The 20,017-nt window shown below is 68.6% G+C and carries 22 protein-coding genes; 16 read left to right on the forward strand and 6 right to left on the reverse strand.

The genetic code is table 11. From position 1 onward, the window contains the following. The first annotated feature begins 124 nt into the window (after positions 1–124). Positions 125–484, forward strand: coding sequence for a hypothetical protein (locus K8O92_20330; protein UAK30280.1), 360 nt, complete (start codon positions 125–127; stop codon positions 482–484). Positions 485–734: 250 nt separating this feature from the next. On the opposite strand, the gene K8O92_20335 is transcribed toward K8O92_20330, so the two are convergent. Together K8O92_20335 and K8O92_20340 are read right to left on the reverse strand one after the other, a co-directional pair. Further along, entirely contained in the window at positions 735–968 is a 234-nt protein-coding gene (locus K8O92_20335) for a gas vesicle protein G (protein UAK30281.1), read from the reverse strand. Then, a complete protein-coding gene (locus tag K8O92_20340) occupies positions 959–1,201 on the reverse strand; it encodes a hypothetical protein (protein UAK30282.1) in 243 nt (80 codons plus the stop codon). The genes K8O92_20335 and K8O92_20340 overlap by 10 nt, the downstream gene beginning before the upstream one ends. A 587-nt stretch (positions 1,202–1,788) precedes the next feature. Here K8O92_20340 and K8O92_20345 point away from each other — a divergent pair. From K8O92_20345 to K8O92_20370, 6 genes are all read left to right on the forward strand, one after another. Then, the gene (locus tag K8O92_20345; GenBank protein UAK30283.1) at positions 1,789–2,958 is read left to right on the forward strand and encodes an alpha/beta hydrolase; all 1,170 of its coding nucleotides are present in this window, start codon (positions 1,789–1,791) and stop codon (positions 2,956–2,958) included. A gap of 132 nt (positions 2,959–3,090) precedes the next feature. Further along, positions 3,091–3,327: a hypothetical protein gene (locus K8O92_20350; protein UAK30284.1), complete on the forward strand. Its 237-nt coding sequence runs from the start codon at positions 3,091–3,093 to the stop codon at positions 3,325–3,327. Positions 3,328–3,942: 615 nt separating this feature from the next. Then, the gene (def, locus tag K8O92_20355; protein ID UAK30285.1) at positions 3,943–4,509 is read left to right on the forward strand and encodes a peptide deformylase; all 567 of its coding nucleotides are present in this window, start codon (positions 3,943–3,945) and stop codon (positions 4,507–4,509) included. Next, complete coding sequence (gene fmt / locus K8O92_20360) at positions 4,509–5,432, forward strand: methionyl-tRNA formyltransferase (protein UAK30286.1); 924 nt, start codon at positions 4,509–4,511, stop codon at positions 5,430–5,432. The genes def and fmt overlap by 1 nt, the downstream gene beginning before the upstream one ends. Further along, positions 5,429–7,099, forward strand: coding sequence for an rRNA small subunit methyltransferase B (locus K8O92_20365; GenBank protein ID UAK30287.1), 1,671 nt, complete (start codon positions 5,429–5,431; stop codon positions 7,097–7,099). The genes fmt and K8O92_20365 overlap by 4 nt, the downstream gene beginning before the upstream one ends. A gap of 60 nt (positions 7,100–7,159) precedes the next feature. Beyond that, positions 7,160–7,510: an MmcQ/YjbR family DNA-binding protein gene (locus tag K8O92_20370; protein ID UAK30288.1), complete on the forward strand. Its 351-nt coding sequence runs from the start codon at positions 7,160–7,162 to the stop codon at positions 7,508–7,510. A gap of 6 nt (positions 7,511–7,516) precedes the next feature. Here the strand turns inward: K8O92_20370 and K8O92_20375 are convergent, their stop codons facing one another. Both K8O92_20375 and K8O92_20380 read right to left on the reverse strand, forming a co-directional pair. Beyond that, positions 7,517–8,290: a SigB/SigF/SigG family RNA polymerase sigma factor gene (locus K8O92_20375; protein UAK35837.1), complete on the reverse strand. Its 774-nt coding sequence runs from the start codon at positions 8,288–8,290 to the stop codon at positions 7,517–7,519. A gap of 89 nt (positions 8,291–8,379) precedes the next feature. Continuing rightward, positions 8,380–8,802 carry an ATP-binding protein gene (locus K8O92_20380; GenBank protein UAK30289.1) on the reverse strand — a complete coding sequence of 141 codons (423 nt, stop codon included), beginning with the start codon at positions 8,800–8,802 and terminating at the stop codon, positions 8,380–8,382. 96 nt (positions 8,803–8,898) lie between these two features. Between K8O92_20380 and rpe the strand changes: the two genes are divergently transcribed. After that, positions 8,899–9,555 carry a ribulose-phosphate 3-epimerase gene (rpe, locus tag K8O92_20385; GenBank protein ID UAK35838.1) on the forward strand — a complete coding sequence of 219 codons (657 nt, stop codon included), beginning with the start codon at positions 8,899–8,901 and terminating at the stop codon, positions 9,553–9,555. Between the two features lie 9 nt (positions 9,556–9,564). Here the strand turns inward: rpe and K8O92_20390 are convergent, their stop codons facing one another. After that, positions 9,565–10,032, reverse strand: a complete 468-nt coding sequence (locus K8O92_20390) for a hypothetical protein (GenBank protein ID UAK30290.1) — start codon at positions 10,030–10,032, stop codon at positions 9,565–9,567. 574 nt (positions 10,033–10,606) lie between these two features. On the opposite strand from K8O92_20390, the gene K8O92_20395 reads away from it, so the two are divergent. From K8O92_20395 to K8O92_20415, 5 genes are all read left to right on the forward strand, one after another. Next, complete coding sequence (locus tag K8O92_20395; protein UAK30291.1) at positions 10,607–11,230, forward strand: riboflavin synthase; 624 nt, start codon at positions 10,607–10,609, stop codon at positions 11,228–11,230. Between the two features lie 203 nt (positions 11,231–11,433). Continuing rightward, complete coding sequence (locus K8O92_20400; GenBank protein UAK30292.1) at positions 11,434–12,678, forward strand: bifunctional 3,4-dihydroxy-2-butanone-4-phosphate synthase/GTP cyclohydrolase II; 1,245 nt, start codon at positions 11,434–11,436, stop codon at positions 12,676–12,678. 30 nt (positions 12,679–12,708) lie between these two features. After that, positions 12,709–13,188, forward strand: coding sequence for a 6,7-dimethyl-8-ribityllumazine synthase (gene ribH / locus K8O92_20405; GenBank protein ID UAK30293.1), 480 nt, complete (start codon positions 12,709–12,711; stop codon positions 13,186–13,188). Positions 13,189–13,190: 2 nt separating this feature from the next. Then, the gene (locus K8O92_20410) at positions 13,191–13,691 is read left to right on the forward strand and encodes a PH domain-containing protein (GenBank protein ID UAK30294.1); all 501 of its coding nucleotides are present in this window, start codon (positions 13,191–13,193) and stop codon (positions 13,689–13,691) included. 68 nt (positions 13,692–13,759) lie between these two features. Continuing rightward, positions 13,760–14,299 carry a GNAT family N-acetyltransferase gene (locus K8O92_20415; GenBank protein UAK30295.1) on the forward strand — a complete coding sequence of 180 codons (540 nt, stop codon included), beginning with the start codon at positions 13,760–13,762 and terminating at the stop codon, positions 14,297–14,299. 96 nt (positions 14,300–14,395) lie between these two features. Here K8O92_20415 and K8O92_20420 read toward each other — a convergent pair whose 3' ends face one another. Continuing rightward, a complete protein-coding gene (locus K8O92_20420) occupies positions 14,396–16,348 on the reverse strand; it encodes a gamma-glutamyltransferase family protein (GenBank protein UAK30296.1) in 1,953 nt (650 codons plus the stop codon). Between the two features lie 151 nt (positions 16,349–16,499). Between K8O92_20420 and K8O92_20425 the strand changes: the two genes are divergently transcribed. From K8O92_20425 to uvrC, 3 genes are all read left to right on the forward strand, one after another. Beyond that, the gene (locus K8O92_20425; protein ID UAK30297.1) at positions 16,500–17,189 is read left to right on the forward strand and encodes an HAD-IA family hydrolase; all 690 of its coding nucleotides are present in this window, start codon (positions 16,500–16,502) and stop codon (positions 17,187–17,189) included. Between the two features lie 177 nt (positions 17,190–17,366). Beyond that, positions 17,367–17,786: a hypothetical protein gene (locus tag K8O92_20430; protein ID UAK30298.1), complete on the forward strand. Its 420-nt coding sequence runs from the start codon at positions 17,367–17,369 to the stop codon at positions 17,784–17,786. 121 nt (positions 17,787–17,907) lie between these two features. After that, a complete protein-coding gene (gene uvrC / locus K8O92_20435; GenBank protein ID UAK30299.1) occupies positions 17,908–19,917 on the forward strand; it encodes an excinuclease ABC subunit UvrC in 2,010 nt (669 codons plus the stop codon). Positions 19,918–20,017 lie beyond the last annotated feature (100 nt).

The raw sequence follows: 20,017 nt of genomic DNA on the forward strand, positions 1-20,017 counted from the left end.
ATAGACCGAAAGACAGGAGTCCAGACATGGCTGACTGCCGACGTGGCGAAAGCGCGTGCGCCGCAGCGGCGGTGGCGGGCCCAGTTCCCGAGGTCGCATTCAGCGGAACCGAAGGAGTCCGACCATGGCGGTGATCGAAGACGTCAGCCCACTGGGGGCCGAGTTGGAACGCTCGTACCAGGTCTATGTACGTGGCAGGCTGAAGTTCCGCGTCAAGCAAATCGTCTACGTGGCGTTCTCACTCGACGAGACCGTGATGGGTTTCGCGTTCCCCCGGGAGGAGCGAGCGGCGCTCGTCGCCAGCGAGCCGCACAAGTTTCAGATGCCATCGGCATCGGACATGCGCTTCAACTGGATCGAGTCCAACCTCGCGGCCCTGGACCCGACCGAGGCCCGTGAACTCGTCGTCGATGCTTGGCGCATGGTCGTACCCAAGAAAGTTTCCCGCGCTTACGATCTCGCTTATCCCCAAGAGTCGGTCTGAGGCTCGGCCTCCACAAATCCGGTCGTCGACGTCGCCGCACATGACCCTCACGCAGGTGCACCCGAGCGCGCGCTCGACGGAGGTCGGTTTCCTCGGGTGTCATCGGGTCGCCCTTGCGGCGGATCCGGGCAGGAGTGGGCCGGATGGGCTGGTTGTCGTCGGTGGTGTGTTCGGCGTCTGCATCACGCGCGAAAACGCCGACCTTCCTTGACCGGGTCTGGTACAGGATGACGATCGTTGACGGCACCCCTCATAGGGGGTAGCGCTGCATCCGGCGAAACACTTGTTGCTGGGCGGCGAGTTTTTCCGCCTGCGACAGCTCGCCCGCGGCGGCGGCTTCGGCGATCTGCTCGAGTCGCTTGCGGATGAGCGCGGGGTCTGGGCGTGTCTTCTGCTCGGCCTGGTCCCGGACGGCTCGAGCAACCCGGATCATCCCGGTGACCACCTTCACCGTGGAGGTGGCGACCGCGCTGATCACCCCCACTGCCGGGCCTTGTCGAGAATGCGTGCGCCCGAACGCAGCGCAACCAGCGCGACCACGCCGAGGGCGAGTAACACGGCACCGAGCAGCACCGGCGCCGGTATCAGTCGCGTGTCTGGTTCGGACGCCGACGGTGGCCGGGCGTGCATGCCGCCGGGCGGGCGGTGCGGGGACCCACCGTTGGTGAGGGGATCGGTCTCGGTGAACCGGTTTCGTGCTGCGACGGGGGTGACCATGGGTGTCTCCGGGCCGATGCTCCGATCGGCTGAGGTTGCGATTGCGGCATTCGGATAGCCGGTAACGACCGCCATCGGCGGTGTTGAATCCGACAGCCCACGGCTACCCGCTACGCGGCAGTTATCACAGGGAGGGATCTACCGCCGTTTGCGGGAACGAGCCCCTTGTCGGCCGGTCCAGCACCGGCCGCAAACCGGCCCTCACCACCGGCCAGGCCCCGAACTGCGCGCTCGCGTCGCTGGCCTGCCATGAACCGGCCGACGGGGGTTGCTAGGGGGTGTCGTAGGTAGTGCCCCGTCATGTGCTGATGTGCCACACATTCCGATCGCCTGAATATTGCTGATGTCAGTTGAGCGATTCTCAGAGCCGGAAGGTTCCCAAGGGTGCGACGCTTACGAACTTGCCCGAACAGGTGTGACCTACCGCATCGGCTGCCCAGCGGCGGCCCGGCAGCTGTCATGACCGACCCGCGCCATCCGGGCCCGCGATCGTGGCCGGCCTGCAGCACAGGAACGACCTGGACGTGGCCTGACTCCGACCAAGACTTCATTGCCGCGCCGTGGACCGGCCCGCTGGGGGCACGGCGATGACCGCCCCGCTCTCGCGGTCCCGCCCGGGGGCGTCGTCGCGGTCGGGGCTGTCGTCGCTGAGCGTGGAGCGGCCGAACCGGGCGAGTATCGCCACGCGAGTCGCCCACCCGCTGCTGCAAGCCACGATCGGGGTGGGGTTGGCCGCCTTGACCCACACAGGTGGCCGCCACCCCCTCGAGCAGCTGTGCCGGTTCGGTCGCCTGCTGGATCTCCCGGCCGCGATGCTGGTGGCCCCGCACGGCACCCGACGCGCGAACGTGCAGGCAGACAACTGGCGCGCTGAATGGTTATGGCATGGCGACCTGCCCGACCCGCGGTACACACAGCACGCAGCACTGCTGTATTTCCACGGCGGCGGATACATCTGCGGCGGTCTGAACACCCATCGTCGTCTGGTCGCCAAGATCGCGCACGCGAGCGGTATACCTGCATTCAACGTGGACTATCGCCAATTGCCGCACGCTCACATCACCGACACCCTCGACGACGCGGTCGCCGCGTATCGATACCTGCTCGAGCACGGCTTCGGGGCCGAGAGGATCATCGTGTCCGGCGATTCCGCCGGCGGCGGCCTGGCCTTCGGCCTCGCGCTGGCCACCCGCGAACGCGGACTACCCATGCCCGCCGCGATCTCGGCGATCGCACCCTGGGCCGATTTCGACTCCACCCAACGCGACAACCACCCCAACCGCCACCGCGACGCCTACCTACCCGCCCGGGGCATGGACATCATCACCCGCCACGGCTTCGCCGTCGATGGACGGCTCGACCCGGCATGGTCACCGGTCAACCACGACTTCACCGGACTGCCGCCGGTCCTGATCCAGGTCGGCTCGACCGAATACCTGCGCCCGGACGCCGAAGCCCTGGCCCGCCGCTGCGTCCAGGCACACGTCCCGGCACGACTGCAGATCTGGGACCACGCCCCACACGTCCACCACGCAGCCGCCGACCTGCTCGGTGACGCCCGCGACGCCATCGACCACCTCGCGGCATTCCACCGCCACATCATCACCGACACACCCCACCCACCAACAGCCACGACCAACACGACAAACCACACCCGCCCCGCGTCAGAACAGGCGATCACCGGCACCCGTCGAACACCTCGACACCACAGCACAGCACAGCCGAAAACGACCCCGGCTTGCCTCACAGTCGGTTGATGAGGGGCCGGGGTCGTTGTCTACCTGCGGGTGCCGCACCCCCGGTGTTGTGAGGACCGGGCACGACGAATCCATTTGATCACGAGTAATGTTGTGCAACAAAGCTTTAGACACACTTTCCATCGAGTGTGCATGGAGAAATGCTGGTGGACCGGCGGTTGCACGTGGGATCACGGACTTATTCGGCCGCTGACGGTGGTCGTTCTTCCAGGCGGAGGAATCCGGGGCGTCGGCAGCGATTTCCAGCCAGCCGAGGGGGTTGGCGATCAGGGCGTTGCCTTCGCCGTCCCACAGCAGGACGCGATAGAGCTGGTCGCGCTCACCTTCTCGGACGACAGCGTGGACGCCACCGATCGCCGGATACGGTGACGGGGCGCGGAGGACGGAAGGAAGCGTCGACGACTCACCGCGGCCGTGACGGGCAACTGCATGCCCGGACAACGGCCCAGGAACGAAAGGGGGTTGAGTCTTGGCCGTTTTCGATCGTGGTCATGTGATCAGGTGTAACCCCACAGCCCCGAAGACAACTCCTCGACCCGCCCTCGGAGAGCAAAGTGATACACGAGTTCTCTGGGGCGCTGGCTTCGACTTCACCCCCAGAGCCGACGTGGTACCCAGTCGCCAGATGCCGAGCGGCGGCTGCGGCTGGATCGGCTGTGACAATGCCCTCATCGAGACGGGGACGTCGCGGAGAAAGAACACCTCGGCTTGCTCAACGATGACCTCGACAGCCAACGCGCCGTCACCACAATTCCTTACGTTCGGTACTGAAATGCAGCGACATGTTGTGAACCTGCAGGTGAGAAGCAGGTCAGGTGCACTGGCAAGCCGCTGACCAGGGCTTTTCCGGGCGGCCGGGCGGAGGGATCGACACCCCGCCCGGACCGCATAGGAGTTCTACCAGCTTCTGCCTGGTGAATCGGGGATTTCCGGTCGCCTCACTAGAATGAGGCGACCGTACTCGTCCGCTTCCGGGAGCCAGCCGTGACCATCCAGCCCGTTCGCCTGTTCGGCGATCCCATCCTGCGTGCCCGCGCCGCGGAGGTCACCGCGTTCGACCGCGATCTGCGGCAGCTGGTGACCGACCTGACCGAGACCATGCACGACGACGGCGGGGTCGGGATGGCGGCCCCGCAGATCGGGGTCGGACTGCGCGTGTTCGTCTACGACACCGGCGATGCCGCCGGGCATCTGGTGAACCCGCGGTGGGAGGTCGTCGGCGACGAAGAGCAGGTCGGGCCGGAAGGTTGCCTGTCGATTCCCGGTGTGCGTTACGACACGCGCCGGGCGCTGCGGGTGCGCGCCTCCGGTGTGGACCTCGACGGCGCGCCGGTCGCGTTCGAGGCGGAGGGGCTGCTGGCGCGGTGCGTGCAGCACGAGACCGATCACCTCGACGGGGTGCTGTTCATCGACCGTCTCGATCCGGCCCAGCGCAAGGAGGCGATGCGGGTGATCCGCGAATCCGACTGGTTCGCGGCCGGAACGACCGTGCGCCCGGCACGGTCGATGAGTGGCGCGGGCCGGCCCAACCCGTTCGGGGTGGGCCGCTGATGCGCGTCGTCTTCGCGGGGACCCCGGAACCGGCGGTTCCTTCACTGCGTCGTTTGCTGGCATCGGCGCGGCACGAGGTGATCGCCGTGGTGACGCGGCCGGACGCGGTGGCAGGGCGTGGCCGGAAAGTGACGAGGTCGCCGGTCGGCAAGCTGGCCGACGAGCACGGCATACCGGTGCTCACGCCGGGGCGGCCTTCGGAACCGGAATTCGTCGCGCAGCTCACGGAACTGGCGCCGGACTGCTGTCCCGTCGTCGCCTACGGCGCGCTGCTGCCCCAGCAGATTCTCGACATCCCGCGCTTCGGCTGGATCAACCTGCACTTCTCGCTGCTGCCCGCGTGGCGAGGCGCGGCGCCGGTACAGGCGGCGATCGACGCGGGTGACGAGATCACCGGCGCCTCCACGTTCCAGATCGAGGCCGGGTTGGACACCGGTCCGGTGTTCGGCATGGTGACCGAGAAGATCACCGTCACCGACACGGCGGGCACTCTGCTGCAGCGGTTGGCCGACAGCGGCTCCCGCCTGCTGGAAGCGACGCTCGACGGGGTGGAGGACGGGACCTTGCAGGCGGTGGCACAGTCGACGGACGGCGTCTCGTACGCGCCCAAGGTCGGTGTCGAGGCCGGGCACGTCCGATGGGACCAACCAGCTCTGGCCATCAGCAGGCGGATTCGCGCGGTCACCCCCGCTCCGGGGGCATGGACCGAGGTCGGCGGCACCCGGTTGAAGCTGGGACCGGTCGAACTGGTCGAGGAGGAGTTGCCGGAGCGTGTGATCGAGGTCCGCAAGTCCGGTGTGTTCGTCGGCACCGCCACCACCGCCGTGCGATTGGACCAAGTGCAGCCGCAAGGCAAGCGCATGATGTCAGCCCTCGACTGGGCGCGCGGCGCCCGCCTGCAGCCCGGCGCGGTGGTCGAGTGACGCCGCGCGGCGACCGGCCCGGCGACGACGCACCCAACCGGCGGCGCGACGAACGAGACACCGCGCCGAAGCGGTCCGGCGAGCCCGGCCGGGCTCGAGCGCAGGGCGTCCCGTCGAGCGGCACGCGACGCGATCGCAACGGCGCGGGCCGTCCACGGGCGGCCGACCAGCGTTCCGGAAGCGGCCGAGCCGAGGCCGCCGGGCGTGATCGCGACGAACGGCGCACTCCCTCGGGGCAACGCTCGGCAGGGCGACCCGAGCGTGCCACCTCGCGGCGTCCGGCCGCGGGATCCAAAGAGCCCGCTCGCCCTACCGGACGACCGCATCGCAAAGAAGCCGCCGATCCGCCGCGGTCGGTCGCCAGGGATGTGCTGCGCGCGGTCCGGGAGCGCGACGCCTACGCCAACCTCGTCCTGCCCGGCCTGCTGCGGGAACGGGGATTGTCGGGGCGCGACGCCGCATTGGCGACCGAACTCGCCTACGGCGCGTGCCGGTCGCTGGGCCTGCTCGACGCGGTGATCGCCGAAGGCGCGGGCCGGTCGATCGAAAAGATCGACGGACCCCTGCTGGACGTGCTCCGGCTCGGCGTCTACCAGTTGCTGCGCACCAGGATCGGCGCGCACGCCGCGGTGGACACCTCGGTGGCGTTGGCGCGCGCCGAATTCGGTGCGGGCAAGGCCGGTTTCGTCAACGCCGTGCTCCGGCGGGCGGGGGAGAAGTCCCCGGAGCAGTGGGTCGAGGCGCTCGCGCCCGCCGACCCGATCGGCCGGTTGGCCTTCGAATACGCGCATCCGGTGTGGATCGCGCAGGCGTTCGCCGACGCGCTGGGAGCGCGAGCGGCGGAACTTCGCGAGGTGCTCGCTGCTGACGACGCCCGCCCGCTGGTACATCTGGTGGCTCGCCCGGGTGACATCACCGCGGAGGAACTCGCGCTGGTCACCGGCGGGGAGGAAGGTCGCTGGTCGCCGTACGCGGTCTACCTGGAGGGCGGCGATCCGGGCAAGCTCGAGCCGGTACGCGAAGGCATGGCGGCCGTGCAGGACGAAGGCAGCCAGCTGGTGGCGCTGGCGCTCACCAGAGCCGCGATCGACGGACCGGACAACGGACGCTGGCTCGATCTCTGCGCCGGACCGGGCGGCAAGGCCGCGCTGCTCGGCGCCATCGCCTCGATCGACGGCTTCCGGGTGGACGCGGTCGAGCCCGCCGCGCACCGCGCCGAACTGGTGCGCAAAGCCGTGCACGGCCTGCCGGTCGACATCCACGTCGTCGACGGCCGCGCCAGCGGACTGACTCCCGGTTACGACCGCATCCTCGTGGACGCGCCGTGCACCGGCCTCGGGGCGCTGCGTCGCAGACCCGAGGCGCGCTGGCGGCGGACCCCGTCCGACGTCCGCGACCTCGTCGTCTTGCAGCGTGAATTACTCACCGCCGCTTGGGATCTGCTGCGCCCCGGTGGTGTCGTGGTGTACTCGACCTGTTCGCCGCATCTACCGGAGACCGTGTCGATCGTCGCCGACGCCGTTCGGCGCCTCGGCGCCGAGCAACTCGACACTCGCGAGCTGCTACCGGGAGTCACCGATGTCGGGGAGGGGCCGGGCGCGCAGCTGTGGCCGCACCGCCACGGCACCGACGCCATGTTCCTGGCCGCGCTGCGTAAGCCCCGCTGAGCGGGCGGGGCATTCCATTCGTCCAAGTCGTGGCACGCGGTGGCGCCGCACACTCGGAGCATGACGATGACGTGGCAGGACGTGGTGGCGATGGCGGCCGAACTCCCGGAGGTGGAGGAATCCACCTGGTGGCGCAGCCCGGCATTGAAGGTCGGCGGTAAAGGGTTCGCCCGGTTGCGCAGCGAGGCCGAAGGCGGCCTCGCGCTGGCCTGCGATCTCGCCGAGAAGGAGGCGCTGCTGGCCTCCGGCGACCCGGCCTTCTACACCACACCGCACTACGACGGCTACGCCTACATATTGGTCGACCTCGATCGCGTCGCGCCCGACCACCTGCGGGAACTGCTCGACGCGGCCTGGTGGCTCACCGCTGCGGCGAAGCTGCGCAAGCAGCGGGAACGCGAAACCCGCTGAGCCCGGTCATTCCCGGCTGGATTGCTCTCGCAAGCGGGCAAGCGTTTTCGCGAGGATGCGGGACACGTGCATCTGGGAGATACCCATCTGCTGCGCGATCTGGGTCTGAGTCATCGATTCGAAGAATCGCATGGTGAGGATGCGCCGTTCCCGCTCGGGCAGACCGGCCAGCAGCGGCCGGATCGCGACGTATTCCTCGACCCGATCGAACTGGGACTCCTCTTCGCCGAGGGTGTCCAGCAGTGAGGCGTCGGTGTCGCGGCCGAGCGTTGCCGCGTCGATCGAACTCGGCTGGTAGGCGTTTCCCGCGATGACCGCCTGGGTCACCTCGTCCGGATCGACGTCCAGCTCCGCGGCGATCTCCTTCGCCGTCGGCGAGCGGCCGAGGGTTTGGGAGAGGCTGTCGATCGCGGCGCCGATGCGTAGGTGAGTCTCCTTGACCCGCCGCGGCACTCGCATCGCCCACGTGTTGTCGCGGAAGTATCGGCGGACCTCGCCCATGATGGTCGGCACCGCGAAGGACAGGAAATTCGAACCGCGCTCCACGTCGAAACGATCCACCGCGTGCACCAAGCCGACCCGCGCCACCTGGGTCAGGTCGTCGAACGGCTCACCGCGTCCGCTGAACTTGCGGGCGATGTGGTCGGCGAGTGGAATGCATCGGCTGATCAGCTCCGCGCGCAGCGCGGTGTGCCGCGCTGTTCCGGGTTCGCTGGTGGCGAGCTGCTCGAAGAGCAGGCCGACGTCGTCGTAGCCTGGAACCGCGCTCGCCGCTTCCAGGGTTTCGCTCTCCTCGACGGCGTCCTCCGTGGTCAGCGTGTCGGAGTCGTCGTCGCGCTGTGCGTCGAGCACGGTGTCTTCGTCCGCCACTACGCCTTCCCCCGGACCCGACGGAACTCGACCGTCGTCGGATATCCGGAAATCGTCGGGTCGAACGTATCCTGTGTGGCCTCCGCCGCGTCGGTGAGGGTGCGCAGCACGTGCCAGCCGAAGCTGCGCTGGTCGGGCAGCCCCGGCTTCTCCGCGATGCCCTCGACCCGGACGAGCAACTCGGTGTCACCGACGGTGAACCGGCAGTTCAGGCTCGTTTCCGGGGCGGCGACAGCGATCAGGGTCGAGCAGACCTCGTCGACGGCCAGCCGGATGTCGGCCACCTCGTCCAGCGTGAATTCGCTGAGTAGGACGAGGGTTTCGGCGAGCCCACGCACGATGGGCAGTTGTGTCACCGATGCCGCCACCCGAATCTCCACCGGGGTGCTGTAAAGCCCCTGTTCCGCCGAAATGTTGATCACCCTATGCAGGCTACCCACTCCCGCGCTGGACAACCCTGGGTACCGTTAGACTCCGGCGTTGTGTCCAACCCGACTTACCCGCGTCCGGCCGCTCCCATGATCGCCCCCTCCATCCTGTCCGCCGACTTCGCGCACCTCGCGGACGAAGCGGAGGCCGTCGCAGGCGCCGACTGGCTGCACGTGGACGTGATGGACGCGCACTTCGTGCCCAATCTCACCCTCGGCCTCCCCGTGGTGGAGAGCCTGCTGAAGGCGACCGACATCCCGTTGGACTGCCATCTGATGATCGAGGATCCGGCCCGCTGGGCGCCGCCGTACGCGGAGGCGGGCGCGCACAATGTGACCTTCCACGCGGAGGCGACCGACGACCCGATCGCGGTCGCGCGCGACATCCGCGCCGCGGGCGGCAAGGCGGGGCTCTCGGTGAAGCCCGGCACGCCGATCGAGCCGTACCTGGAGATCCTGCGCGAATTCGACACGCTGCTGGTGATGAGCGTGGAACCCGGTTTCGGCGGCCAGTCGTTCATCCCGGAGGTGTTGCAGAAGGCGCGCATCGTGCGGAACCTGGTGGATGCCGGTGAGCTGCGGCTGCTGGTCGAGATCGACGGCGGCATCAACGCCGACACCATCGAGGCGGCCGCGGAGGCGGGCGTGGACTGCTTCGTCGCCGGGTCCGCGGTCTACAGCACCGCCGATCCCGCCGCGACCGTGCAGAAATTGCGCGGGCAGGCGGCCTCGGCGTGGGCGCGCTGAAAAGGTCTGTCAGGCCCTGGTTTTGCGCGGGGCGACCGCGCGGATCGTCTCGATCACAACGCTGAGCGGCGGACGGCGGGCTCCTGCCTCGGGCGAGCGGATCCACACGCGGTATCCGGTGCGCTCGTCGTCCGGCGAGGGCAGTACCACCTGGCTGCCCGCGCAGGCCACCGCCGCGTACAGGCGGAACAATTCGGCCGAGATCGGCGGCCTGAACGCGTCGGGCCCGGCGGGGCCGGTGAGGAAGGTCCAGTGCCTCGCGCGGGGGTGCTCGACGACCGGGCCGGCGATGCCGACCTGGACGAGTCGCCGCAACACCTGCTCGCCGAGTTCGGCGGGCATGGTGACGGCGCCGTAGTCGATGCCGATGTGCAGGAGAATGCGATGCGAACCGGGATCCATCGATACCGGCAGCTGGAATTCGCGGCGGTAGCGTTGGCAGCGAAGTTCCGGCGTCGAATCGAGAAATGTGGTCACACCGCGCCCCCAACTGTGTCCGGCCCGAATTGTCCCACTGTGTTCTCCGGCTTTCTCGAGGAGTGGACATCATGCGGCGGGCTGCGCGGTCCGTAGGCCGTGTGCCCTGGTACAGCGTCCGATCGAACTGCTCGTGCGGAAAGTTGAACGTGAGAAGTCAGCCGCATAACGATATCGCTTCCCACGTCTTCGACGCGCGGAATCTCCGTTATAGCAGTGTTTCGTTAGGGTATCGACTATAAATCGGCAACCCCCCTTCGGGGTGAATTAATTCGCACAGTACAGCGAATTCCCTCGAATGATTACTTGAACCTGTGCCGCCCGGCGAGCGCGGCCGGTGTGGACATATTTCGTTCCATTCTCGATGGGACCGACCGGTTCCAGCATCCCCGGCGTGGCCTGCGGTCTGCTTTTCGCCGAGCACGCCGGAGTGTCATCGCGTCGCGTGACCGGTCCGGGACGCCGCTGTCTCCTGCGACCGCGCGTCATTAGGGTGAGGAGACCAGGGAATAGCAGCCGGGCCCCGCGCTGTTCCGCAACCGGAAGACAACGACGCGACAGGGAGTCAGAGCACATGTTCACAGGCATCGTCGAGGAACTCGGCGAAATCGTCGCCAGCGAGCAGCTGACCGACGCCGCGCGGCTGACGATCAAGGGCAAGCTGGTGACCTCCGATGCCGGACACGGTGATTCGATCGCCGTGAACGGGGTGTGCCTGACCGTCGTGGAGGTGCTCGGCGGCGACTCGTTCACCGTCGATGTCATGGCGGAGACGCTCAACCGGTCCGGAATCGGCAAGCTGGACGTCGGTTCGAAAGTGAATCTCGAGCGCGCCGCCGCGTTGAACAGCAGGCTGGGCGGCCACCTGGTCCAGGGACATGTCGACGGCACCGGCACCGTGCTCTCGCGCACCCCGTCGGAGAACTGGGACGTGGTCCGGATCTCGCTGCCGGAGAACCTGGCCCGCTACGTCGTGGAGAAGGGTTCGATCACCGTCGACGGCATCTCGCTCACCGTCTCGGGACTCGGTGTCTCCGACGAGCCCGCCGAGACCGGCAGCCGGGACTGGTTCGAGGTCTCCCTGATCCCCACCACCCTCTCGCTGACCAATCTCGGCTTCGCCACCGTCGGCACCACCGTCAACCTGGAAGTCGACGTGATCGCCAAATACGTCGAACGCCTCCAACAGCGCGGCTAGCCGGGACCGCCCGCTCGCCGAGTGCGCGGCGGCGAGCGCGATAGCCCCTTCCGGTTCCGGGGAGTTCCGGGATGGCGGAGCGTGCCGGCGTCTGCGACGCGATGGTGAGCATGGGAGGTCGCCGGACACGCAGCGCCGCGGGCGCCGCAAAACCAACCCAGTACTGTGGTGAGGCACCTATTTCGAGATGGAGCACAGCAGACGTGACCAGGTTCGACAGCATCGAGCGCGCAGTCGCCGACATCGCCGCCGGTAAGGCGGTCGTCGTCGTCGACGACGAGGACCGTGAGAACGAGGGCGACCTCATCTTCGCGGCGGAGAAGGCCACTCCGGAACTGGTCGCCTTCATGATCCGCTACACCTCCGGTTACATCTGTGTGCCGCTCACGGGCGACGATTGCGATCGGCTCGGCTTGCCTCCGATGTACGCGATGAACCAGGACAAGCACGGCACCGCCTACACCGTCTCGGTGGACGCGCGCGAAGGCATCACGACCGGCATCTCCGGCGCCGATCGCGCCACCACCATGCGGCTGCTTGCCGACGCCGACGCCAAGGCCGACGATTTCACCCGGCCGGGGCACGTGGTGCCGCTGCGCGCCAAGGATGGCGGTGTGCTGCGCAGGCCCGGCCACACCGAGGCGGCCGTGGATCTTTCTCGGATGGCAGGCCTGCGTCCGGCGGGCGTGATCTGCGAGATCGTCAGCCAGAAGGACGAGGGCCACATGGCCCGCACCGAGGAGCTGCGCGTCTTCGCCGACGAGCACGAGCTGGCGATGATCTCGATCGCCGACATGATCGCGTGGCGGCGCAAGCACGAGAAGCACGTGGTGCGCGTCGCCGAGGCGCGTATCCCCACCGCGCACGGCGAGTTCATGGCCGTGGGCTATCAGAGCATCTACGACGAGGTCGAGCACGTCGCGCTGGTGCGCGGTGACATCAGCGACGGCGAGGACGTCTTGGTGCGGGTGCACTCGGAGTGCCTGACCGGTGACGTGTTCGGGTCGCTGCGGTGCGATTGCGGTCCGCAGCTGGACGCGGCGTTGGAGATGGTCGCGGCCGAGGGCCGCGGTGTGGTGCTGTACATGCGTGGTCACGAGGGGCGCGGCATCGGTCTGATGCACAAGTTGCAGGCATACCAGCTGCAGGATTCCGGCCACGACACGGTCGACGCGAATCTGGAGCTGGGGCTGCCCGCGGATGCCCGCGACTATGGCACGGGCGCGCAGATCCTGGTGGATCTGGGTATTCGCTCGATGCGGCTGCTCACCAACAACCCGGCCAAGCGGGTCGGTTTGGACGGCTATGGTTTGCGGATCACCGAGCGGGTGCCGATGCCGCTGCGCGCCAATGCGGAGAACCTGCGCTACTTGCGCACCAAGCGGGACCGGATGGGGCACGACCTGATCGGCCTCGACGAGCTCGATCTCGGCGAGACGGCGCACTGAATTGCGAGCGGACCGGAAAGGCGGACAACGATGAGCGGTACCGGGGTACCGACCTTCGCGCTGGCCGACGCCAAGGACCTCACCTTGGGCATCGTCGCCTCGCGCTGGCACACCCAGATCTGCGACACCCTGGTCGCGAACGCCGAGCGAGTGGCCAAGGACGCGGGCGTCCAGCAGATCACGGTGGTGCGCTGCGCCGGCGCCATGGAGCTGCCGGTGGTGGCCCAGGAGCTGGCCAAGTCGCACGACGCGGTGGTGGCGCTCGGAGTGGTGATCCGGGGTGACACGCCGCATTTCGAGTACGTCTGCGACGCGGTGACCGCGGGACTCACCCGTGTCTCGCTGGACGAGGGCACGCCGGTCGCGAACGGGGTGCTGACCACCAACAACGAGCAGCAGGCCCTGGATCGGGCCGGGCTGCCGGAATCGCCCGAGAACAAGGGGGAGCAGGCGGCGGCCGCGGCGTTGGACGCCGCGCTGACGCTGCGCGCCCTGCGGCAGTCCGCGTAGCCATGCCGGTCGTCCGTATCTTCCGGAGGAACGCAGGCTCGGCCGCGGTGGCCGGCGATGCGCCCGAGTGGGAGTTCGAGGTGCGTCCCCGGCGCGCGGTGCGGACGGCCTGGGTCGTGGCGGTGCTGATCGCGGCCGCGTTCACGGCGGGCGGTCTCTTGCTGCGTACCGGGTCCACCGGTGTCAACTTCCGGGTCGCCGATCAGATCGCGATGATCGGGATCGGCGTACTCGGCGCCGCCGCGGTGCTGCTGCTGACCAGGCCGCGGGTACGGGTCGGGGCGCGGGGTGTGTCGGTGCGGAACGTTTTGGGCGACAACGACTTTCCGTGGGACTACATTAGAGGCGTCTCGTTCCCGGATCGAAAGTCGTGGGCCCGCCTCGAGCTGGTCGACGACGACTACGTGCCGATGCTGGCGATCCGCTCGAACGACAAGGAGCACGCGGCGCGGGCGATGGCTCGGCTGCGTGAACTCGGCGAGAAGTATTCCGGAAGCAAGTGAACTGGTGAGGTACCCGCCCCGCCCCGACCGCTTCGCCAGGGCCGGAATGCTGGTTTAGCCTCGTCGGTATGGAACCAGGCGCGTTCGTTCTCGCGGCGGCTTTCGCGGACGATCCGCTGATGACCTACTTCTGGCCGGGTTCGCCGCGCCGCCGAAAAGCGTTGCCGCTGTTCTGGGAGTCGCGCATCGCGTCGCGCAGGAAGAAGGGACTGGTCGACTTCGCGCACGACCAGGAAGGCACCCTCGCCTGCGTGGCGCTATGGGAGCCCGCGCACCTGGTGGCGCCGACAGTGAAGCCGGTGACCCTGCTACGAGCGTTGGGCGCGAGCACGGCGCGTGCGCTTGCCGCCGGGCGGCAGATGGAGCACGTGCGACCGGCCACGCCGCACCTGTACCTGGCCGCGATCGGGACGCTGCCCGGCGCGCAGGGGCACGGTATGGCGACCGCGTTGCTCGAGCGGCGGCTGTCGGAAGCAGAGCACGACTGTTTCCTGATCTCGAACACCAGCGGCACCGTGCCCTTCTACGAGCGATTCGGGTTCGAGCGGCAGGGGGAGCTGAGGATCGGCTCCGGTCCGGTGGTGTATCCGATGGTGCGTTCGAAGTGACCTCGCCGTCGCGGCCGGCATGCCGATTCTCGACATGTCAAGCCTCGGATGGTGCTGGTCAACGGATACCGCGACCTGTCCCGCTGTGGTAACCGATCACTGGGTGTCGCCGAGGACGGCCCCTTCTCGGCGGGGGTCCGCGCCTCCGATCCAGCCGTCCGCGCCGTTGCGCTTGAGAGCGCTGAGGCCGCTGACCTGTGGTGCGACGGAGACCTGATGACCCAGCTCACGTAGTCGGCGCACGAGCGGGTCGTGGTCACCGTTGTCGGCGGCGTCGATCGCGGGGTGCTCACCGCCGATGCCGGTGGACGGGCTGTTCCCGGCGCCGAACGCGACCGCGGAGACCGCCTGCTGCGGGTCCAGACCCCAGTCGAACATGTTGACCAGCGTTTTCACCACGAACTGGATGATCACCGAACCGCCGGGCGAGCCCGCGACATGGGTGAGCTCGCCGCGCGAGCCGTCGGGGGCCTTGCCGAAGACCAGCGTCGGGCTCATCGAACTACGCGGGCGTTTACCGGGCTGGATCCGGTTGGCCACCGGCACGCCGTCGGCGCCCAGCGGATCGGCGTTGAAGTCGGTGAGCTGATTGTTCAGCACGAATCCGTCGACCACGTGGAACGAACCGAACGCCGACTCGACGGTGGTGGTCATCGCCGCGGCGTTGCCGTACCGGTCGACCACCGAGATGTGGCTGGTGCCGTGCTCGGGCGGCTGCGGGCCGACGCCCAGCGGCACGGGGCCGAAGTCACCCGGCTGCGCGGTGCCCATGCTGCGGTTCGGATCGATCAGCCCGGCGCGCTGCCGCAAATAATCGCGGTTCAGCAGGGTTTGTGCCGAATTGCCCGGCAGCGGGATGAAATCGGTGTCGGCGACGTACTTGTTGCGGTCGGCGTAGGCGAGGCGTTCGGCCTCCGAGATCAGGTGCACGGCCTGCGGGTCGGGCTTGCCGCCGTTGCGGTCGATGTCGTCCGGCCGCATGGTGGCCAGGTCGAAGTTCTCCAGGATGCCCAGAATCGAGGCGACGGCGATGCCACCCGAGGAGGGGCTGGGCATGCCGCAGATCTCGTGCCCGCGGTAGCCCGTGCACAGTGCGGTGCGCTTCTTCGCCTGATAGCCGGACAAGTCCTCGACCGTCAGCTGGCCAGGAGTGCGCCCGCCGGAGGCTCGGTTCGCGGCCGCGACGATGTCCCGGGCGATGGCGCCGGTATAGAAGGCCTGCGCTCCCTCCGTGGCGACGGCGCCGAGCGTCTTCGCCATGGCCGGGTTGGTGAGCACGGTCTCTGCGGCCTTCGGGCTGCCGTCCGGGTTGAGGAAATAAGCCTTGGCGTCCTCGTCCGCCGCGAGGTCCTTCGCCGACTCCGCGATCTGCCCCGCGAGGCGAGGGCTGATCGGGAAGCCCTGATCGGCCAGTCCGATGGCGGGGTCGAACAGCTCGCGCCACGCGGTCTTGCCATGATCGCGGTGCGCGAGCTCGAGCATGCGCAGCACACCGGGCACGCCGATGGAGCGGCCGCTGGCCCGCGTGTTCGGCTTCGGCTCGGTGCGGTCGGTATCGCTGATCCAGCGCAGGTAGTTCTCGGTCGCCGCCGCCGGGGCCACCTCCCGGCCGTCGTAGGCGTCCACGGTCTTGGTGTTCGCGTCGTAGTAGAGCAGGAACGCGCCGCCGCCGATACCGGAGGCCTGCGGTTCGACGAGGCCCAGCACCGTTTGGGCCGCGATCAGGGCGTCGGCCGCTGTGCCGCCGTCGCGCAGGACCTCGCACGCGGCCTTGGTGGATACGGGGTTGGCCGTCGACACCGCGAAGGTGTGCGTGCGCACCGGCGTCATGTTCGAGCGATAGCCGGTCGCTATTTCCGGGTTGGTGCTCAGATCCTTGGTGCCGCTGCCTGCCGGGCCCGTCGCGGTGGACGTGACCGGTGTGCCGTTGGGAACCGTCGCGCAGACACCGCCCGCCTGGCTCTCCTCGGTCGAACAGGCGGTAGCCATTCCGATGGTGAGTGCGAACGCCGCCGCGGCGGCGACCCGAGTTCCTCGCTTGCGGCCCATGCCCGGACTCTAACGTCCAGCACCGACAGCCGCGCCGGTTTCCTTCCCACAGGCGAAATCCTCCTGGCCGCAGTGTGTGTCGCGATCGAGCCGGCCGGGATCATGTCACGTGGACCGGCGATCCGGGGCGAACCGTCGGTAGGCTGGCCGGATGGCGATCGAGGCGGTGCTGTTCGACTTCTCCGGCACCTTGTTCCGGCTGGAAGCCGACGAATCGTGGTACTCGGATCTGACCCGGCCGGACGGGCGGGCCTTCGACGTGGACGAGAAGGCCGAGATCATGCGGCGGATGACGGCGCCGGTCGACCACATCGCCGAATTCGACGCCGAGGCGCAGTACGCGTGGGACAACCGGGACCTGGATCCGGCGCTGCACCGCAAGGTGATGATGACGGTGCTGCGCCAGTCGGGTGTGCCCACCGACGAGGACGCCGAACGACTCTACGCACGGCTGCTCGATCCGCTGGAGTGGACGCCGTATCCGGACAGCGAGGCCGTTCTCGATCTCCTGGCGGCACAGGAGGTTCCGGTGGCGGTGGTGAGCAACATCCCGTTCGACATCCGTCCGTCGTTCGCTGCGCGCGGCTGGGACGGGCTGGTCGGGGCGTTCACCCTCTCCTATGAGGTCGGCGCCATGAAACCCGATCCGGAGATCTTCCATGCCGCCTTGGGCGAACTGGGCGTGCCCGCCGAGGCGGCTCTGATGATCGGCGACAGCGCCGAGGCGGACGGTGGCGCCGAAGCCCTGGGCAGCCGATTCGCCCTGGTGGAGGCCCTGCCCACCGCCGAGCGTCCGGATGCGTTGCTGGCGGCCCTGCGGCGGCACGGTCTGGTGGAGTAGCTCCTCGTCCGGACGATGCGCGCGCCCCGTCGGTTCTTTCGCCGAAGTCCGAGTTCGTCGAAGTCCGAGTTCGTCGAAGTCCGAGTTGTCCGGGATGTCACCGTGTTACCGTGCGATTCCGGCGTGTTCGTCCAGCGCGCCGGAACGTTCGGTACCAACGGGGGTACGGCTGTGAGCTTGGCGTTTTCGGGTGAGGAGCCGTCCATCGGTGTGGAAACCACCATGCCGGAGGCGGTTCGGGACGTGCGGGAAGCCGTCGCGGGTATGGCGGGATTCGGCCTGGCCTATCCGGTGCTCATGAATCTGACGCGCGGCGACGACGCGGCCGCCACGGCGTCCGTCCAGTTCTGCGTGGCCTGGGCTCTCGGTCTGCTCGTGCTCGGGTTCGCCGAGGGAGCGCACCCCGTGCGCCGCCTGACGATCACGCTCGCGATCCTGCAGGCCGTCGTCGGGTGCTGGGCGATCAGGGACCTGGCGACCGTTCCGCCCGCCGTCGGCCTCGTCGCCGCCGGGTACTCGCTCGCCACCTCCGTAGCCGTCGTGCGCCTGCTGTGCCGCCCGGATGCCAAGGCCTGGTTCGGCGTCCGCGTACCGTGAGCCGTCCGGCAGCGCTGCCGTGGGCGGGTGGTAGTCGGCGGTCTCCGGGGTCTGTCGAGCCTCGCTCGGGCCGGATGGGCGGCGGACGAACTGTGTCCGACCGCGTCGATAGGCTGGATGGGTGGCAGATCCAGCGACGTACCGGCCCGCGCCGGGCACGATTCCCGTCGAACCCGGTGTCTACAAGTTCCGGGACGCCCATCGGCAGGTCATCTACGTCGGCAAGGCCAAGAGCCTGCGCAGCAGGCTGAACTCGTACTTCGCCGACGTCGCCGGCCTGCACCCGCGTACCAGGCAGATGGTCACCACGGCCGCGAGCGTCGAGTGGACGGTCGTCTCCACCGAGGTGGAGGCACTGCAGCTGGAATACAACTGGATCAAGGAGTTCGATCCGCGGTTCAACGTCCGCTACCGCGACGACAAGTCCTACCCGGTGCTCGCGGTCACTCTGAACGAGGAGTACCCGCGGTTGTTCGTCTACCGCGGCGCGCGGCGCAAAGGCGTCCGCTACTTCGGCCCGTTCGCGCACGCCTGGGCCATCCGCGAGACGCTCGATCTGCTGCTGCGGGTGTTCCCGGCGCGCACCTGCTCCAACGGAGTCTTCCGGCGGCACCATCAGATCGGGCGTCCCTGCCTGCTCGGCTACATCGACAAGTGCTCCGCGCCGTGCGTCGGGCGGGTGAGCGCCGAGGAGCACCGCGCGATCGTCGAGGACTTCTGCGACTTCCTCGCCGGCCGCACCGACCGCTTGGTCCGGGAGCTGGAGCGCCGCATGCACGAGGCCGCCGAAGACCTGGACTTCGAATCCGCCGCCCGGCTGCGCGACGACGTCCAGGCGCTGCGGCGCGCGCTGGAGAAGCAGGCGGTGGTGCTCGGCACGGGCACCGACGCCGACGTGATCGCTTTCGCCACCGACGAGCTGGAGGTGGCGGTGCAGGTCTTCCACGTGCGCGACGGCCGGGTGCGCGGGCAGCGCGGGTGGGTGGTCGACAAATCGGGTGACGCGGTCGACGTCCCGGAGGCGGGCGGCGAGCTCGCCGCGCTGGTCGAGCAGTTCCTCACCCAGTTCTACGGCGAGCAGGTGACGGTGGCCGAGCAGGCCGCCGACGAGCAGCCCGCCGCCGTGGTGCCCCGCGAAGTGCTCGTGCCCGAGCTGCCCGCCGACGTCGAGGAGGTCCAGCAGTGGCTGTCGGGGTTGCGCGGCTCGGCGGTGAAGGTGCGCGTGCCCCAGCGTGGGGACAAGAAGGCGCTCGCCGAGACCGTGCAGCGCAACGCGATGGAGGCGCTGGCCCAGCACAAGCTCAAGCGGGCGGGGGATCTGACGTCCAGATCCCAAGCGCTGCAAGAGATCCAGGACGCGCTGGAACTCGACTCCGCGCCGCTGCGCATCGAGTGCGTGGACGTCAGCCATGTGCAGGGAACCGACGTGGTCGCCTCGCTCGTGGTCTTCGAGGACGGTCTGGCCCGCAAGTCCGATTACCGCCACTACACGATCCGGGAAGCGGCAGGCGACGGCCGCTCCGACGACGTCGGCAGCATCGCCGAGGTGACTCGCCGCCGGTTCTTCAAATTGCGCCGCGAGCGCGACGCGATGGAGCAGGAAGACCTCGCCGCGACCGGAAGCGACGACGACGCGCTCGAGCTGATCTCCCGGCCGGGTATCGACCCCCGCACCGGACGCCCGCGCAAGTTCTCCTATCCGCCCAACCTCTACGTCGTCGACGGCGGCGCGCCCCAGGTCGCCGCCGCCGCGGAGGTGCTCGACGAGTTGGGCATCACCGACGTCGCGGTGATCGGTCTGGCCAAACGGCTCGAGGAAGTATGGGTGCCCGGCGAGAGCGACCCGGTGATCCTGCCGCGCAACAGCGAGGCGCTGTATCTGCTGCAACGGGTCCGCGACGAGGCGCACCGTTTCGCCATCACCTTCCATCGCAGCAAACGCTCGCGCCGGATGACCGCCTCGGCGTTGGACTCGGTGCCGGGTCTCGGCACGGCGCGCCGGACCGCGCTGGTTACCCATTTCGGGTCGGTCGCCAAGCTGAAGCAGGCGACGGTCGAAGAGATCACCGAGGTGCCCGGCATCGGGTTGGCGACCGCGAAAGCGGTCCTTGCGGCCCTCGAGTCCGAATAGTCAGTCGACAGTGCACCGGAAGATTCGGTTTCGCGTACGTTGTGTGTCTGCGGCCGATACCGAAACCGGTGCGCGATGATCGGAAGGCACCCCAGAGACG

This window comes from Nocardia asteroides (assembly GCA_019930625.1).
Taxonomy (GTDB): domain Bacteria; phylum Actinomycetota; class Actinomycetes; order Mycobacteriales; family Mycobacteriaceae; genus Nocardia; species Nocardia sputi.

What these genes read in the sequence shown, in the direction of transcription:
- K8O92_20345 (UAK30283.1), top strand. Translation starts at nt 1,789, where the DNA reads ATGACCGCCCCGCTCTCGCGGTCCCGCCCGGGGGCGTCGTCGCGGTCG.
- K8O92_20415 (UAK30295.1), top strand. Translation starts at nt 13,760, where the DNA reads ATGGAACCAGGCGCGTTCGTTCTCGCGGCGGCTTTCGCGGACGATCCG.
- K8O92_20410 (UAK30294.1), top strand. Translation starts at nt 13,191, where the DNA reads ATGCCGGTCGTCCGTATCTTCCGGAGGAACGCAGGCTCGGCCGCGGTG.
- K8O92_20340 (UAK30282.1), bottom strand. Translation starts at nt 1,201, where the DNA reads ATGGTCACCCCCGTCGCAGCACGAAACCGGTTCACCGAGACCGATCCC.
- K8O92_20420 (UAK30296.1), bottom strand. Translation starts at nt 16,348, where the DNA reads ATGGGCCGCAAGCGAGGAACTCGGGTCGCCGCCGCGGCGGCGTTCGCA.
- K8O92_20370 (UAK30288.1), top strand. Translation starts at nt 7,160, where the DNA reads ATGACGATGACGTGGCAGGACGTGGTGGCGATGGCGGCCGAACTCCCG.
- fmt (UAK30286.1), top strand. Translation starts at nt 4,509, where the DNA reads ATGCGCGTCGTCTTCGCGGGGACCCCGGAACCGGCGGTTCCTTCACTG.
- K8O92_20330 (UAK30280.1), top strand. Translation starts at nt 125, where the DNA reads ATGGCGGTGATCGAAGACGTCAGCCCACTGGGGGCCGAGTTGGAACGC.
- K8O92_20395 (UAK30291.1), top strand. Translation starts at nt 10,607, where the DNA reads ATGTTCACAGGCATCGTCGAGGAACTCGGCGAAATCGTCGCCAGCGAG.
- K8O92_20425 (UAK30297.1), top strand. Translation starts at nt 16,500, where the DNA reads ATGGCGATCGAGGCGGTGCTGTTCGACTTCTCCGGCACCTTGTTCCGG.
- ribH (UAK30293.1), top strand. Translation starts at nt 12,709, where the DNA reads ATGAGCGGTACCGGGGTACCGACCTTCGCGCTGGCCGACGCCAAGGAC.
- K8O92_20350 (UAK30284.1), top strand. Translation starts at nt 3,091, where the DNA reads ATGGAGAAATGCTGGTGGACCGGCGGTTGCACGTGGGATCACGGACTT.
- rpe (UAK35838.1), top strand. Translation starts at nt 8,899, where the DNA reads ATGATCGCCCCCTCCATCCTGTCCGCCGACTTCGCGCACCTCGCGGAC.